Raw genomic sequence first — 15,105 nt, forward strand, 5'->3', positions numbered from 1 at the left:
AGGGCAGCGGTCGGGCGCGAGGGGCAGCCATTTACAATCTTCGGGTTTTTGCGCCTGTCGGACTCCTTCAGGGAGGAGCTGCAGGGGGCTGAAGTTCAATCCCTCATTATTCTTCACGGAGTGTTGCCCATGTCTTCCCAGGACGAACAACAGGAATACCGCGTCGCGGCGGTGGTGCTGATCGCAGTGGTGCTGATGGCGGTCGGTCTGGCCATCGGTGTGGCGATCCAGAAGGTGCGTGGCTCGGGCGCAAAGGCAGCCCCGGCCGCGGTGGCTGCAGCGACGCCGGGAGACGCCTCCGCAGGGGCAGCGAACGGTGCCGCGGCCAGCACCCCGCCCGCGGCGGCACCCGAGGCCGCGGCGGCACCCGAGGCCGCGGCCCCGGCGGCGGGCAGCGACGATGCCAGCGTGGTGGTGGAAAACGGCGTGGTGAAGTTCTACTTCGCGTCGGGCAAGTCCGACCTGGCGCCGGGCGCTGTGGAAGCGCTGGCCGATGCCATTGCCGCCGGCAAGGCGGGTCAGAAGCTGGTGATCTCCGGCTTCCACGACTCGACCGGCGATCCGGCCAAGAACGCCGAGCTGGCCAAGCAGCGTGCCCTTGCGGTGCGCGACGCGCTCAAGGCCGCCGGCGTGGCCGAATCGAGCATCGAACTCAAGAAGCCCGAGACCGCCACGGGCTCCGGCAACAACGCCGAGGCCCGCCGTGTGGAGGTGGTGATCGCTCCCTGAGCGACCCCTTCGCCAACAAAAAAGCCCGCTGTCCAGCGGGCTTTTTTGTTGGTGGTCCGGCTCAGCGCAGGCCCTGACCGGCGCCGGTGTCGGCGCGCTGGATGAGTTCGATCTTGTAGCCGTCGGGGTCGGTGACGAAGGCAATCACCGTGGTGCCGCCCTTGACCGGGCCGGCCTCGCGCGTGATGGTGCCGCCGGCGGCGCGGATCTTGTCGCAGGCCGCATAGGCGTCGGGCACCCCCAGCGCGATGTGGCCGTAGGCCGTGCCCAGCTCGTACTGCTCGACGCCCCAGTTGTAGGTCAGCTCGATCTCGGCCTGGCCGGGGTTGCCGCCGTCGAAACCGAGAAATGCGAGGGAGTATTTGTATTCCGGGTTCTCGGACGTGCGCAGCAGCTGCATGCCCAGCACCTGGGTGTAGAAGTCGATGGAGCGTTGCAGGTTGCCGACGCGCAGCATGGTGTGGAGGATTCGCATGGTCTTGATGGTCAGGGAAGAGTGGCGCGCACGCCGGTGAGGGCCTGATAGCCCTCCCGCGTGGCAGGGGAAACCGCCTGCAGCACCTGCGCGTAGGCGGTTTTGTGGCGGGCCAGCAGCCGAGCCGACGCCAGAGCGTGCGAGCGGCAGAACCAGTGGCAGCTGTGCTGCATCAGGTAGAGCTCGGCCAGCAGGGTGCGGGCGCGCTCGCGCACCGGCCACTGCTGCGGGTTGGCGACCACACGCGCGATGCCCTGCGCGTGCAGCTGCATCAGGGCCCGAGCATCGAAGCCCGGGGCCAGCCAGGCGGGCAGCCAGCGGTGGGCCTGGGGCAGCGGGTTGCGGTTGACCCAGGTGGAGGAGGCGTCGGCCTGCGAGAACGCCTGCGCAAAGCGCTCGAACTGCTGGGCCAGCGCTTCCTCGGTGGCGGTGTGCAGCGACCAGATCTGCTGCTGGCGCTGCTCGTCCGGCTCGTCCAGCGCCCTCAGGTAGCCGTCGTTGAGCCGCTCCATCAGCTTCTCGATCTGGAACTGTCCGAGGTGGGCGCCCAGCAGGGCGATGCGCTGGCGCTGTTCGCGGGTCTTGAGCAGGAAACTGCCCACCGCAAACAGCAGGGCGAGGGTGAGGATGTCCATGCAGCGGGCCGGCGCGTCAGGGCTGCATGCCCAGCCAGCTGGAGAGACCGGCGGTGTCCATGGAGCCTGCGCGGGTGATCACCTGGCCGCTGCCCGCATGGCGTGCCACGATGAAGGGCACCGAGTCGGCGCCCAGCCGGTCCAGCAGGGCGGTGTTGGCCTTGATGGTGGCCTCGACCTCGGCCGGGATGCTGGCCGAGGCGGACATTCCACCTTGTCCCGCCAACAGCGATTTTTCGTGCGCGGTCATGGTCTCGACCGGGTTGGCCGCCTGCATCAGCGCCGCGCCCTGCGGCAGGCTCTTGGGACCGATGATGGCCACCGGTGCCCAGACGAATTTCACCTTGGTCTGCAGCGGCAGGGACGACTCCCAGAGGTGGCTGCAGTGCGGGCACTGCGGGTCGAACAGCACATAGACCGTGTGGGCACTCATCATCGCGCCGGCGGTGAACCCCTTGGCCTCCCGGGACACGGTGTCGTAGGCCTGGGCGGGATCGATCGGGGCGGCGGCCGCGGGCTGTCCGCTGGCAGCATCTTCTTTGGAGCAGGCCATCAGCCCGAGGGCGGAGGTGGCCAGCAGGGCGAGCGAGAGGCGGCGGGTGATCATGGTGTTCTCCGGAAAATGGGTTGGGATCGGCCGGCAGAGAGGAAGTTCGTCAGGCGCGGGCGCGCAGGCCCTGCAGCAGGGCGCCCAGGGCAATGCCGCCCAGCGCCCACAGCAGGTCCCAGTTGCCGGTGCCCAGCCCGGCGATGGCCGGACCGGGGCAGACGCCACACAGGCCCCAGCCGGCACCGAACAGGGCGGCACCCATCAGAGTGTCGCGGTTCCAGACACTCACGTGCTGGTGAAAGTAGCCGCCCAGCAGCGGCTGGCGCAGCAGCGCCGGGCTGAAGCGGTAGGCCAGCAGGGTGACCAGCACCGCGCCGCCCATGACCAGCATCAGCCCCATGTCCTGAAAGCGCAGGAAGCTCAGCACCACCTCGGGCCGGATCATGGTGGCCAGCGAGAGCCCGAAGCCGAACAGCGCCCCGCTGGCGAGCACGGCCAGGGCTTTCGAGGGGGTCAGAGAAAAACCGCTCATGCGAAGCTCCCGACCAGATTGGCCACCAGGAAGGCGGTGGCCATGAACGTCAGCACCGCCCCCAGGGAGGGCAGTTGCAGCGAACCCAGGCCGCAGATGCCGTGGCCCGAGGTGCAGCCGTTGCCAAGTCGCGCGCCGTAACCAACCAGCACGCCCCCCAGCAGCAACTGCCAGGCCGGGATGTCGGTGGAACCGGGCGTGCCATCGGAAAATCCGAGCCACCAGACCAGCGCTCCCAGGACCAGGCCGGCGGCGTAGACCAGGCGCCAGACCCGCGAATCGGTGAACCGCGCCTGCTGGAAGAACGGCCGCCGCACGACGAACGACCAGGTGGACGAGAACACCGTGCTCATGCCGCCCACCAGGCCGGTGCAGACGAACAGCAGGGCCACGCCCGCGCCGATCAGCAGCCCGCCGGCCAGGTAGTGGATCCAGCCCAGGGGGAACAGGGCGGCAATGGAAGAGGCGATGGCGTCCATGGGGTGAATGAAATGAAAAAGCCCTGAGTCTTTCGAGTCAGGGCTTTGGGATTGGTGCCGGAGAGAGGAGTCGAACCCCCGACCTTCTCATTACGAATGAGCTGCTCTACCAACTGAGCTACACCGGCGAAGCCCGAGATTCTAGCAAAAACTCATTTGGCCGCTTCGGCCTCGAGGTGGTAGGCCGTGATGCGCTCGACCTCGTTCTTGGAACCCAGGATCACGCTCACGCGCTCGTGCAGCTTGGTCGGGGTGATGTCCAGGATGCGACCGTGGCCGTTGGTGGCGGCGCCACCGGCCTGTTCCACGAGCCAGCCCATGGGGTTGGCCTCGTACAGCAGGCGCAGCTTGCCCGGCTTGTCCGGGTCGCGCTTGTCCCAGGGGTACATGAAGACGCCGCCGCGGGTGAGGATGCGGTGCACATCGGCCACCATCGAGGCCACCCAGCGCATGTTGAAGTCCTTGCCGCGCGGGCCCTCCTTGCCGGCCAGGCACTCGTCCACGTAGCGCTTCACCGGTGGCGCCCAGTGCCGCATGTTGCTCATGTTGATCGCGAACTCCTTGGTGTCGGCCGGGATCGTCACGTTTTCCTTGGTCAGCACGAACGAGCCCTGTTCGCGGTCCAGCGTAAACATGGCCACGCCGTCGCCCACGGTCAGCACCAGGGTGGTCTGCGGGCCATAGACGCAGTAGCCGGCGGCCACCTGCTGGCTGCCGGGCTGCATGAAATCGGCCTCGCTCACTCCGGGGCTGCCTTCGGGCTTCTTCATCACGCTGAAGATGGTGCCGATGGAGACGTTGACATCGATGTTGGACGAGCCGTCCAGCGGATCGAACATCAGCAGGTACTCGCCCTGCGGGTAGCGGTTGGGCACCAGGTAGATGCTGTCCATTTCCTCGCTGGCCATGGCCGCCAGGTGGCCACCCCATTCGTTGGCCTCGATCAGCACCTCGTTGGCGATGATGTCCAGCTTCTTCTGGACCTCGCCCTGCACGTTCTCGGTGTCGGCCGTGCCCATGACCTCGCCCAGGTCGCCCTTGTTGACGGCCTGGCTGATGCGCTTGCAGGCTCGCGCGACCACTTCCAGCAGCAGGCGCAGGTCGCCGGGGATGTGGCCGTCGACGCGCTGCTGCTCGACGAGGTAGCGGGTGAGGGAAATGCGTTTCATGGAGGCTCCAGATGTCTTTTATTCGGCCAGGGCGCGGGTGACGACTTCGCGCACGTCGGCGCTCAGGTCACTCTTGGCCGCGACGCGGGCGATGGCCTCGCGGGCGGCGCTGCGGTAGGGCTCGGCCAGCTTCTTCCAGCGGTCCAGCGCGCGCGCCAGGCGGGCGGCGACCTGCGGGTTGATGGCGTCGAGTTCGAGCACGCGCTCGCTCCAGAACACGTAGCCCGCCGCGTCGCTGCGGTGGAAGCCGGCCGGGTTGGCGGAGCAGAAGCTGAAGATCACGCTGCGCGCGCGGTTGGGGTTCTTCAGGTTGAAGTCGGGGTGGGTCATCAGCTGGCGCACAGCGGGCAGCACGTTGCCGCCGCGGTCGGGCGCGCCGGCCTGCAGCGCGAACCATTTGTCGATCACCAGGGCCTCGTCCTTGAACATCGCGTGGAAGCGCGCCAGCGCCTCCTGCGCCAGCGGCTGGCCGCTGACCACCAGGGCCGACAGCGCGTTGAAGCGGTCGGTCATGTTGCCCGCGTCCTTGAAGCGCTGGTAGGCCTTGCCGGGCCAGACGGTGTCGCCGGTCTCGCGCGCTGCGATGCAGAGCATGGTCAGCGCCATGCCCGCCAAGGCGCGGCGGCCGCTGCTGAGCGGGTCGGGCCGGTAGGCGCCGTTGTCCTTGTGCTGTTCATAGGCCCAGGCCCAGTCGGCCTGCAGCGCTTGGGCCAGCTGCTCGCGCATGGTTTCGCGCACCGCGTGGATGCGCTGCGGATCGACCACGTCCAGCTGCTCGGCGATGTAGGTTTCGGCCGGCAGGGTGAGCACCAGCTCCTTGAGCGCGGCGTCCAGCGTGGGGTGGCGCAGCACGGCGCGCATCGCGCCGATGAAGGCTTCGTCCAGCGGCGCAGCGCCCACCGGACCCTCGGCGCGCACGGCCTGCACCGCGCGGCGCAGGGCCAGTTGCTGGCCCGCTTCCCAACGGTTGAAGGCGTCGCTGTCGTGGGCCAGCAGGTGCAGCAGCTGGTCGTCGGTCAGACCGTTGTCGACGATCACCGGCGCAGAGAAGCCGCGCAGCAGGGACGGCACCGGCTCGGCGTCGATGTCCTCGAAGGCAAAGCTCTCGCTGGCCTGCGTCAGCACCAGCAGGCGGGTGCCGCGGCTGGTCTGCGATTCGCCCTGCAGCCGCAGCGCCAGGTCCTGGCCCTGGGCGTCGATCAGGCCGAGCGTGACCGGGATCACGAAGGGCTGTTTCTCGCTCTGGCCCGGTGTGGCCGGGCAGCTCTGGCTGAGCGTGAGGGTGTAGCGGCGCTCGGCGGCGTCGTAGTGGCCGCTGGCCTGCAGCCGCGGCGTGCCCGACTGGCTGTACCAGCGCTTGAACGGCACGAGCTGGCGCGCCAGTTCGCTGTCGGGGTTGGCGTCGGCGATGGCCTGCGCGAAGTCGTCGCAGGTGACGGCCTGGCCGTCGTGGCGCTGGAAGTACAGGTCCATGCCCTTGCGGAAGCCGTCGCGCCCCACCAGGGTCTGCATCATGCGCACGACCTCGGCGCCTTTTTCATAGACCGTGACGGTGTAGAAGTTGTTGATCTCCACGTACTGGTCGGGCCGCACCGGGTGGGCCATCGGACCGGCGTCCTCGGGGAACTGCATGGTGCGCAGCACGCGCACGTCCTCGATGCGCTTGACCGCGCGCGCCGAAGGCTCGGCGCACAGATCCATGCTGAACTCCTGGTCGCGGAAGACGGTCAGGCCTTCCTTGAGCGAGAGCTGGAACCAGTCGCGGCAGGTGATGCGGTTGCCGGTCCAGTTGTGGAAGTACTCGTGGCCGACCACCGACTCGATGTTGGCGAAGTCGGTGTCGGTGGCCGTGGCGCTGTTGGCGAGAACGTACTTCGTGTTGAAGATGTTGAGGCCCTTGTTCTCCATCGCACCCATGTTGAAGTCGCTGGTGGCGACGATCATGAAGCGCTCCAGATCCAGCGGCAGGCCGAAGCGGGCCTCGTCCCAGACCACGCTGGCGATCAGCGAGTTCATGGCGTGCTCGGTCTTGTCCATGTCGCCCGGGCGCACGTAGACCTGCAGCAGGTGTTCCTTGCCGGCGCGGGTGACTATGCGCTGCTCGCGCGAGATCAGGCGGCCGGCCACCAGGGCAAACAGGTAGGACGGCTTGCGGTGCGGGTCGACCCACTTCGCGAAGTGGCGGTTGTCGGGCAGTTCACCCTGCTCGACCAGGTTGCCGTTGGACAGCAGGACGGGGTATTTGTCCTTGTCGGCGCGCAGCGTCACGGTGTAGCTGGCCATCACGTCGGGACGGTCCAGGAAGTAGGTGATGCGGCGGAAGCCCTCGGCCTCGCACTGGGTGAAGAAGTCGCCCTGGCTGAGGTACAGGCCCGAGAGCTGGGTGTTCTTTTCGGGCGAGCAGGTGGTGAAGATCTCCAGTTCGAAGGGCTCGGGTCCTTCGGGCAGGCTGCCCAGCACCAAGGCGTCGCCGTCCATCTTGAACGAGCAGCCGCCGCCATTGAGCACCACGCGCGCCAGGTTCAGCTCTTCGCCGTCCAGGCGCAGAGGCTGCGCCGGCACCTCGGTGTTGCGGCGCAGGACCATCTTGTTGAGCACGCGGGTCTTGGCCGGGTCGAGGTCGAACGTGAGTTCGATGCGGTCGATCCAGAACGGGGGCGGGGTGTAGTCTTCGCGACGGATCACCATCGCAGGGCCGGTGGCCTCACGCAGTTGCATGGACGGTCTCCAGAAAACGGGTTTTGATCAGGGTCTGGTAGTCGGGAACACGGGCCAGCACATGGGGCCCGTCGAGTTCGTCGGCGTGGTGCGAGCTGCAGATGCCCACGGCGCGCATGCCGGCGCGGCGCGCGGCCTCGATGCCCAGCGGCGCATCCTCGAACACGATGCAGTGCTCGGGCGCCACGCCGATCCGGCGCGCCACCTCCAGGAAGATCGCGGGCTCGGGCTTGCCGGGCAGGCCTTCGTCGCCGCCCACGGTGGGCAGGGTCTGGCCCAGCGACAGGTGACGGTAGGCGAAGGCCTGGTTGTGGCGGTCGCCGGCCGTTCCCACACCCACCGCCAGACCGCGCGACTGCGCCTGGCCGAGGAAGGCCTTGAAGCCGGCGATCTCGGCGAACACGGGGGCGAACAGCTCGCGGTAGATGCCTTCTTTCTCGTCGACATAGGCCTGAGCCTGTTCGGGCGGCAGGCCGCCGAACAGCTCGACCATGCATTCGATGCCGGTGCGGCCGGTGGTGCGGCGCATCAGGTCGGGCACGTCGATGTCCAGGCCGCGGCGTTCGCAGAACGCGACCCAGCTCTTCTGGTGCCACGGCATCGAATCGATCATCGTGCCGTCCATGTCGAAGATCAGCGCGCCGACCATCACACGCCCTGCTTGAGCGAGGCTTCGATGAACGGGTCCAGGTCGCCGTCGAGCACCTTCTGCGTGGCCGAGATTTCGACGTTGGTGCGCAGGTCCTTGATGCGGCTGTTGTCCAGCACGTAGCTGCGGATCTGGTGGCCCCAGCCCACGTCGGTCTTGGTGTCTTCCAGCTTCTGCTGCTCTTCCTGGCGCTTGCGCATCTCGTGGTCGTACAGGCGCGAGCGCAGGCGCTGCCAGGCGACGTCGCGGTTGCTGTGCTGGCTGCGGCCGTCCTGGCACTGCACCACGATGCCGGTCGGAATGTGCGTCAGGCGCACGGCCGAGTCGGTCTTGTTGATGTGCTGGCCGCCGGCGCCGGAGGCGCGGAAGGTGTCCACCCGCACGTCGGCGGGGTTGATATCGATCTGGATCGAGTCGTCGATCTCGGGGTAGACGAACAGCGAGGCGAACGAGGTGTGGCGGCCGCCCGAGCTGTCGAACGGGCTCTTGCGCACCAGGCGGTGCACGCCGGTCTCGGTGCGCAGCAGGCCGTAGGCGTATTCGCCCTCGACCTTGATGGTGGCGCTCTTGATGCCGGCGGTGTCGCCCGGGGTCTCGTCCTCGACCGTGGTCTTGAAGCCCTTGCGTTCGGCGTATTTGAGGTACTGGCGCAGCAGCATGCTGGCCCAGTCGCAGGCTTCGGTGCCGCCCGCGCCGGCCTGGATGTCCACAAAACAGTTCAGCGGGTCGGCCGGGTTGTTGAACATGCGGCGGAACTCGAGCTTCTCGACCTCGGCCTGCACGTTCTTCGCCTCGCCTTCGATGGTCTCCAGCCCGGTGTCGTCACCCTCGGCCTCGGACATCTCGAACAGTTCGCTGTTGTCGGCCAGCTCGCTGGAGAGGCGGTCAAGCACGACCACCACGTCTTCCAGCGATTTTTTTTCCTTGCCCAGCTCCTGGGCGCGTTTGGGGTTGTCCCAGACGGTGGGGTCTTCCAGCGCGCTGGCGACCTCCGACAACTTCAATGCCTTGGCATCGTAGTCAAAGATACCTCCGGAGCTCGACCACGCGTGCGCTGAGGTCGGCCAGTTGATTGCGGATGGCGTTGATGCGTTCGGCTTCCATGGTGTGTTCTCGCTGTCGGTGGCGCGGGGCAGCCCCGCGAAACCCGCGATTTTCTCACGCCAGGAAGTTTTCGATCAGCTGTGCCAGTTCTTCCGGCTGGTCGTGGTGCAGCATGTGGCCCGCGTTGTCGATGTGCGCCTCGGTGAGCTGGGGCACGTGGCGCAGCCGCTCGCGGTACTGCTCCAGCGTGAAGCGGCCCTTCCACCACTGGCCCAGGCTGTCGTCGCTGGCCGTCACCGAGAGCACCGGCGCGCTGATCCGCTCGTACAGGGCCAGCGCCTCGGGCACCTGGTAGAGGTGGGCGTTGACCACCTTGTGCGCCGCGTCGCCGAGGATGGTCCAGCGGCCCTGGGCGTCCGGCGCGGCCCACTGGCGGGCCAGCCAGTCCGCCTTGTCTTGCGTCAGGCGCGGGTTGGTCTTCATCAGCCGCCGCGCCACACCCTCGGCGCTGTCGTAGGGCTTGAGGTCCATCTCGCCGCGGTGCAGCGCCTTGAGCTCGTCGATCCACTGCGCATAGCGACCGGGTGCCTGGGCCGGCCGGGTTTCGGGCATGCCGAAGCCTTCGAGATTGATCAGGCGCCGGATGCGCTCGGGCCGCACGCCCGCGTACATCATGGCGACGTTGCCGCCCATGCTGTGACCGACCAGATCCACCGCCTGGCCGGGCGCGATCGCGTCGAGCAGGAAGTCCAGATCGGCCAGGTAGTCGGGGAACCAGAAGTTGTCGGCCGGAGGTCCGTCGCCAACGCCCGATTTGGTGAGGCCGTAGCCGCGCCAGTCGGGCGCCACGATCCATCGCGGCGTGCGCAGCGCGTCCACCATGAACTGCCACGAGGCCGCGACGTCCATCCAGCCATGCACCAGCACCAGCGGCGGTTCACCGGCCACCGGTGTGCCCCATTCGCGCACGTGGTAGGACAGGTGGCGCACGGGCACGAAGCGGCTGCGGGAGGCGTTCAGGGCTTGATACATTCGATCCATCATAAGGAACGAGACGGAGACACGCGATGCGGCAGCGTCAACACAGCGACACCCACAAACCCCGCCCGCAGGCCGATGGCTACGCCGATCTGCACCGGCGTTTCGGCTGGAAGGTGCCGAGGCACTTCAACATGGCCGAGGTCTGTTCGCGCCGCTGGGCGGCTGACCCGGCCACGGCCTCGCAGACGGCGGTCATCGCCTGTTCGCCCGACCGTGAGGACCGTTACCACGGCTATGCCGAGCTGCAGGCGCAGGCCAACCGGCTGTCGAACGCGCTCGCGGCGCTGGGTGTGCGCCGCGGCGACCGCGTGGCCATCGTGCTGCCGCAGCGCTTCGAAACCGCCGTGGCCTACATGGCGGTGCTGCAGATGGGCGCGGTCGGCATGCCGCTGTCGCAGCTGTTCGGCCCCGAGGCGCTGGAGTTCCGCCTGCACGACAGCGAGGCGGTGGTGGCCATCTGCGACGCCAGCACCCTGCCGGCGCTGCAAGCGGTGGCGGCGCAGTGCCCGCTGCTTGGCCACGTGATTGCGGTGGACGCCGCGGCGCCGGGTGTGCTGGACTGGTCGGCGGTGCTGGCGCAGGAGCCGGCCAAGTTCAAGGCGGTGAACACGCTGGCGGACGAGGCGGCCGTGCTGATCTACACCAGCGGTACCACCGGCAATCCCAAGGGCGCGCTGATTCCGCACCGCGCGCTGATCGGCAACCTGACCGGCTTTGTCTGCAGCCAGAACTGGTTCGGTTTTGACCCGTTCGACGCGTCGGCAAGCTCGCAGGCGGTGTTCTGGTCGCCGGCCGACTGGGCCTGGACCGGTGGCCTGATGGACGCGCTGCTGCCCACGCTGTATTTCGGCCGCACCATCGTCGGCTTCAACGGCCGCTTCGCGCCACAGACCGCGTTCGAGCTGATGCAGCGCCACGGCGTCACCCACACCTTCCTGTTCCCCACCGCGCTCAAGGCCATGATGAAAGCCTTCCCGACGCCGCGCGGACAGTTCACGCTGAAGCTCGAAGCCATCATGAGTGCGGGCGAGGCGGTGGGCGACGCGGTGTTCGCCTACTGCCGCGAGCAGCTGGGTGTGACCGTCAACGAGATGTTCGGTCAGACCGAGATCAACTACATCGTCGGCAACTGCGCGCGGCTGTACCCCGCGAAGCCGGGCAGCATGGGCAAGGGCTACCCGGGTCACCGCGTGGCGGTGATCGACGAGGAAGGCCACGAGTGCCCGGTCGGCGTGCCGGGCGATGTGGCGGTGCACCGGCTCGACATCCACGGCGACCCGGACCCGATCTTCTTCCTGGGCTACTGGAAGAACGAGGCGGCCACAAAAGCCAAGTTCACCGGTGACATGGCGGACAGCTGGTGCCGCACCGGCGACCTCGCGGTGCGCGACGCCGACGGCTACCTCTGGTACCAGGGCCGCAGCGACGACGTGTTCAAGGCCGCCGGCTACCGTATCGGGCCCAGCGAGATCGAGAACTGCCTGGTCAAGCACCCGGCGGTGGCCAACGCCGCGGTGGTGCCCAAGCCCGACCCCGAACGCGGCGCGGTGGTCAAGGCCTATGTGGTGCTGACCCCGGGCACCACCGGCGACGAGGCGCTGGTCGCCAGCCTTCAGGCCCACGTCAAGGGCAAGCTCGCGCCCTACGAGTACCCCAAGGAGATCGAGTTCGTCGACGCCCTGCCCATGACCACCACCGGCAAGGTGCAGCGGCGCGTGCTGCGCCTGAAGGAGGAGGAGCGGGCGCGGGAACGCGCAGGACAGCGTGGGCTTTGATTCGCTTCTAAACTCGCCGGCTGTCTCGCGTTTCCACCCTTTCCAGAACCACCCATGAATCACGTCACCCTCGGCCAGAGTGGCCTGTCCGTCACCCCCATCTGCCTGGGCACCATGACCTTTGGCGAGCAGGTGAACGAGGCCGACGCCCACGCCATCCTCGACCGCTCGCTGGCGCGCGGTGTCAACTTCATCGACGCCGCCGAGATGTACTCGGTGCCGGCCAGGGCCGAGACCTGCGGCTCCACCGAAACCATCATCGGGAACTGGTTCGCCAAGAACCCCGGCGCGCGGCAGAAGGTGGTGCTGGCGACCAAGGTCGCCGGCCCGGCGCGCGGGATGCCCTGGATTCGCGGCGAAGTCAGCAAGGCCGGGATCATCGAAGCCTGCGAAGGCAGCCTCAAGCGCCTGCAGACGGACGTCATCGACCTCTACCAGATCCATTGGCCAGCGCGCAACGTGCCGGCGTTTGGCGCGATCTACTTCGATCCGGCCAAGGACCGGCCCATGCCGTCCATCGAGGTGCAGCTCGAAGCCATGGCCGAGCTGGTCAAGGCCGGCAAGGTGCGCGCCATCGGCCTGTCCAACGAGTCGCCCTACGGCGTGCACGAGTTCGTGCGCATCGCCGAGCAGATGGGCCTGCCGCGCGTGGCCACGGTGCAGAACCCGTACTGCCTGATCAACCGCGCCTACGAAAACGGCCTGGACGAAACCTGCCACCGCCTGGGGGTGTCGCTGCTGGCCTACTCGCCGCTGGGCTTCGGCCTGCTGACCGGCAAGTACGACGAAACCGGGCTGGTCGGCAACCACGGCCGCATGGCCCTGTTCGACAGCATGAAGGCGCAGCGTTGGGGCAGGCCTGAGGCGTTGGCCGCCGCGAAACGCTACAACGCGCTGGCGCGTGAACACGGCCTGACGCCGGCCCAGCTGGCGCTGGCCTTCTGCTACCACCACCCCAAGGTGGCCAGCACCATCATCGGCGTGACCTCGGTGACACAACTGGAGCAGTGCCTGGACGCGTGGGGCACCACGCTGTCGCCCGAACTGCTCAAGGCCATCGACACGATCCGCTGGGAGCTGCGCGACCCGGCCCAGTGATGGCGAAGAAGCCCCACGTCAGTGAAACACCCGCCACTGCCTGGCTCAAGGCGCACGGTGTGGTGTTCACCGAGCACCCCTACGAGTACCTGGAGCACGGTGGTGCTCAGCACAGCGCGGCGGTGCTGGGCTTCGACCCGTTCGCGGTGGTCAAGACGCTGATCATGCAGGACGAGACGGCGAAGCCGCTGGCCATCCTGATGCATGGCAACCGCACGGTGTCCACCAAGAACCTGGCGCGGCAGATCGGTGCCAAGTCGGTCGAACCCTGCAAGCCCGAGGTGGCCAACCGGCACAGCGGCTACCTGGTGGGCGGCACCTCGCCGTTCGGCCTGAAGCGCGACATGCCGGTCTACGTGGAGTCGACCGTGCTCGAATTGCCGAAGATCTGGATCAACGGCGGGCGCCGCGGCTTTCTGGTCGGCATCGATCCCGCCGTGCTCGCAGGGCCGCTGGGCGCGAAGCCGGTGCAGTGCGCGCTGGCAGAATAGTTGCCCGCGCCGCCGCCGTGCGGCGTCAACAAGGACGTCGAACGTGGAATTCCTGACCCCTGCCATCGCCACCATCGTGGCCTACCTGATCGGATCGCTGTCGTTTGCCGTGGTCGTCAGCCGCCTCATGGGGCTGCAGGACCCGCGCACCTACGGCAGCAAGAACCCGGGCGCCACCAACGTGTTGCGCTCGGGCAGCAAGAAGGCGGCCATCCTCACGCTGCTGCTGGACGCGCTCAAGGGCTGGGTGCCGGTGGTGGCCGTGAAATGGTGGGGCGAGGCCTGGGGCCTGGGCGATGGCTCGGTGGCCCTGGTCGGGCTGGCGGCCTTCCTGGGTCACCTCTGGCCGGTGTTTTTCCGATTCGAGGGCGGCAAGGGCGTGGCCACCGCGGCGGGCGTGATCATCGGCTTCAACCCCTGGCTGGGGCTGGCCTCGCTGCTGACCTGGGTAATCGTGGCCTATGCCTTCCGCTATTCGTCGCTGGCTTCCATGGTCACGGCCATCTTCGCGCCCACGTTCTTCCTGTTCGGCAACCACGTGGCCTGGACCGCACCGTCGACCCAGGTGCTGGCGCTGGCGCTCATGGCCCTGCTGCTGATCTGGCGACATGCGGAAAACATCAACCGCCTGCTCGCAGGCAAGGAAAGCAAGCTGGGAGCGAAGAAGTCATGAGCCACGACACCACCCGAGAGATTCAGCGCCACGGCATGGCCGCGCGCTACAGCGAAGCGGCCGTGTTCAACGGCGTGGTCTACCTCGCCGGCATGGTGCCGGAATGCGAGGCCACCGACATCCGCAGCCAGACCGCCGACGTGCTGGCCCAGGTCGAACAACGGCTGAAGGACGCGGGCAGCGACAAGTCGCGCATCCTGCGCACGCAGATCTACCTGACCGACATCCGCGAGATCGGGGCCATGAACGAGGTCTGGGACGCCTGGGTGGTGCCGGGCACCGCGCCGCCCCGGGCGACGGTGCAGGCCGCGCTGGCCGACCCGGTGTGGAAGATCGAGATCGTCGTGACCGCGGCGCAGGTCTAGAAACGTTTCTCCAGCGTCAGCTGGTCGTTGTTCTTCTGCATCTGGAAGCGGTTGAGGAAGCTGTTGCCCAGCAGCACGAAGGGCATGGGCTGTGGCGAGACCACGGCGTCCACGTCGTAGGCCACGACATCGCCCACCCGCACCGACGCCAGACGGATCAGGTAGCCAGTGGACAGGCCATTGGCGGTGCTCATCTGGATGCGGCGCCCGTGGTCGTACTTCAGGTTGATGCGCCGGGCTTCGGCCGCCCCGAGGGCGACGGTGGTGGCGCCGGTGTCCACCAGAAACTTCACCGACTTGCCGTTGATCTGGCCATCGGGCAGGAAGTGGCCGCTGGGGTCGGCGGTCAGCACGATGCGCTGTCCTCCCCCGTCCGAACGCCCGTTGCCGACGCTCACCGGCGCCGCGCCCACCTGCAACACGTGTCGCTGGCCCTGGATGTCCACGGTGGCCGAGTCACCATCCACCGACAGGAGCTTCACTCCCTGATGTGTCTGTCCGGCGACCAGGAACTTTGGTGCAGCGCCGTCGACCACGAGCAAGGCCTTCTGCCCAGACACGCCGGACAGTGCCACCTGTGGTGAGGTCTGGGCGGCCGCCTGACCCGCGAGCAGGGCCAGGAGCAGGGCGGTCGACACGGCGTGAAAGACGGGCTTCGTCGACATGCATCCCCACGTGGTGA

The 15,105-nt window shown here is 67.8% G+C and carries 17 protein-coding genes and 1 tRNA gene; 6 read left to right on the forward strand and 12 right to left on the reverse strand.

Annotation, left to right across the window (positions count from 1 at the left end; genetic code table 11):
* Positions 1-129 precede the first annotated feature (129 nt).
* Entirely contained in the window at positions 130-729 is a 600-nt protein-coding gene (locus HPF_RS07165; RefSeq protein WP_133156170.1) for an OmpA family protein, read from the forward strand.
* Positions 730-790: 61 nt separating this feature from the next.
* On the opposite strand, the gene gloA is transcribed toward HPF_RS07165, so the two are convergent.
* The 11 genes from gloA to HPF_RS07220 all read right to left on the reverse strand — a co-directional run bounded on the left by gloA (position 791) and on the right by HPF_RS07220 (position 10,012).
* On the reverse strand, positions 791-1,204 hold the full coding sequence (gene gloA / locus HPF_RS07170) for a lactoylglutathione lyase (RefSeq protein WP_066149888.1): 414 nt from the start codon (positions 1,202-1,204) through the stop codon (positions 791-793).
* Between the two features lie 11 nt (positions 1,205-1,215).
* Positions 1,216-1,839: a hypothetical protein gene (locus HPF_RS07175; protein WP_127807137.1), complete on the reverse strand. Its 624-nt coding sequence runs from the start codon at positions 1,837-1,839 to the stop codon at positions 1,216-1,218.
* Between the two features lie 16 nt (positions 1,840-1,855).
* Entirely contained in the window at positions 1,856-2,446 is a 591-nt protein-coding gene (locus tag HPF_RS07180) for a thioredoxin fold domain-containing protein (protein ID WP_243721700.1), read from the reverse strand.
* Between the two features lie 49 nt (positions 2,447-2,495).
* Entirely contained in the window at positions 2,496-2,921 is a 426-nt protein-coding gene (locus tag HPF_RS07185; protein ID WP_079366975.1) for a DUF6691 family protein, read from the reverse strand.
* A complete protein-coding gene (locus HPF_RS07190) occupies positions 2,918-3,400 on the reverse strand; it encodes a YeeE/YedE family protein (RefSeq protein WP_079366974.1) in 483 nt (160 codons plus the stop codon). The genes HPF_RS07185 and HPF_RS07190 overlap by 4 nt, the downstream gene beginning before the upstream one ends.
* Positions 3,401-3,452: 52 nt before the next feature.
* Positions 3,453-3,528, reverse strand: a tRNA-Thr gene (locus tag HPF_RS07195).
* A gap of 24 nt (positions 3,529-3,552) precedes the next feature.
* Positions 3,553-4,569, reverse strand: a complete 1,017-nt coding sequence (locus HPF_RS07200) for a class 1 fructose-bisphosphatase (protein WP_133156171.1) — start codon at positions 4,567-4,569, stop codon at positions 3,553-3,555.
* Between the two features lie 18 nt (positions 4,570-4,587).
* Positions 4,588-7,287, reverse strand: a complete 2,700-nt coding sequence (gene pepN / locus HPF_RS07205) for an aminopeptidase N (RefSeq protein WP_133156172.1) — start codon at positions 7,285-7,287, stop codon at positions 4,588-4,590.
* Entirely contained in the window at positions 7,274-7,936 is a 663-nt protein-coding gene (locus HPF_RS07210; RefSeq protein ID WP_133156173.1) for an HAD family hydrolase, read from the reverse strand. The genes pepN and HPF_RS07210 overlap by 14 nt, the downstream gene beginning before the upstream one ends.
* A protein-coding gene (prfB, locus tag HPF_RS07215) for a peptide chain release factor 2 (protein WP_133156174.1) occupies positions 7,936-9,040 on the reverse strand; the annotation gives its coding sequence in 2 pieces (ribosomal slippage) (positions 7,936-8,958 and positions 8,960-9,040; 1,104 coding nt in all). The genes HPF_RS07210 and prfB overlap by 1 nt, the downstream gene beginning before the upstream one ends.
* 54 nt (positions 9,041-9,094) lie before the next feature.
* A complete protein-coding gene (locus HPF_RS07220; protein WP_133156175.1) occupies positions 9,095-10,012 on the reverse strand; it encodes an alpha/beta fold hydrolase in 918 nt (305 codons plus the stop codon).
* Positions 10,013-10,047: 35 nt separating this feature from the next.
* Here HPF_RS07220 and HPF_RS07225 point away from each other — a divergent pair, with 35 nt between their 5' ends.
* The 5 genes from HPF_RS07225 to HPF_RS07245 are packed head-to-tail and all read left to right on the forward strand — an operon-like array spanning position 10,048 to position 14,423.
* Positions 10,048-11,796: an acetate--CoA ligase gene (locus tag HPF_RS07225; protein WP_133156176.1), complete on the forward strand. Its 1,749-nt coding sequence runs from the start codon at positions 10,048-10,050 to the stop codon at positions 11,794-11,796.
* A 54-nt stretch (positions 11,797-11,850) separates the two neighbouring features.
* The gene (locus tag HPF_RS07230) at positions 11,851-12,894 is read left to right on the forward strand and encodes an aldo/keto reductase (RefSeq protein ID WP_066149920.1); all 1,044 of its coding nucleotides are present in this window, start codon (positions 11,851-11,853) and stop codon (positions 12,892-12,894) included.
* A complete protein-coding gene (locus tag HPF_RS07235; RefSeq protein ID WP_133156177.1) occupies positions 12,894-13,385 on the forward strand; it encodes an aminoacyl-tRNA deacylase in 492 nt (163 codons plus the stop codon). Before HPF_RS07230 ends, HPF_RS07235 begins: the two co-directional genes overlap by 1 nt.
* A gap of 43 nt (positions 13,386-13,428) precedes the next feature.
* Positions 13,429-14,058 carry a glycerol-3-phosphate 1-O-acyltransferase PlsY gene (gene plsY, locus HPF_RS07240; protein WP_133156178.1) on the forward strand — a complete coding sequence of 210 codons (630 nt, stop codon included), beginning with the start codon at positions 13,429-13,431 and terminating at the stop codon, positions 14,056-14,058.
* Positions 14,055-14,423 (forward strand): RidA family protein, encoded by a 369-nt coding sequence (locus HPF_RS07245; protein ID WP_127806803.1) that lies wholly within the window; start codon positions 14,055-14,057, stop codon positions 14,421-14,423. The genes plsY and HPF_RS07245 overlap by 4 nt, the downstream gene beginning before the upstream one ends.
* On the opposite strand, the gene HPF_RS07250 is transcribed toward HPF_RS07245, so the two are convergent.
* A complete protein-coding gene (locus HPF_RS07250) occupies positions 14,420-15,088 on the reverse strand; it encodes a retropepsin-like aspartic protease family protein (protein WP_066149932.1) in 669 nt (222 codons plus the stop codon). The genes HPF_RS07245 and HPF_RS07250 overlap by 4 nt on opposite strands.
* Between the last annotated feature and the right edge of the window lie 17 nt (positions 15,089-15,105).

Origin of the sequence: Hydrogenophaga pseudoflava, assembly GCF_004353865.1 — a bacterium.
In the GTDB taxonomy this organism is placed as follows: Bacteria; Pseudomonadota; Gammaproteobacteria; order Burkholderiales; family Burkholderiaceae_C; genus Hydrogenophaga; species Hydrogenophaga pseudoflava.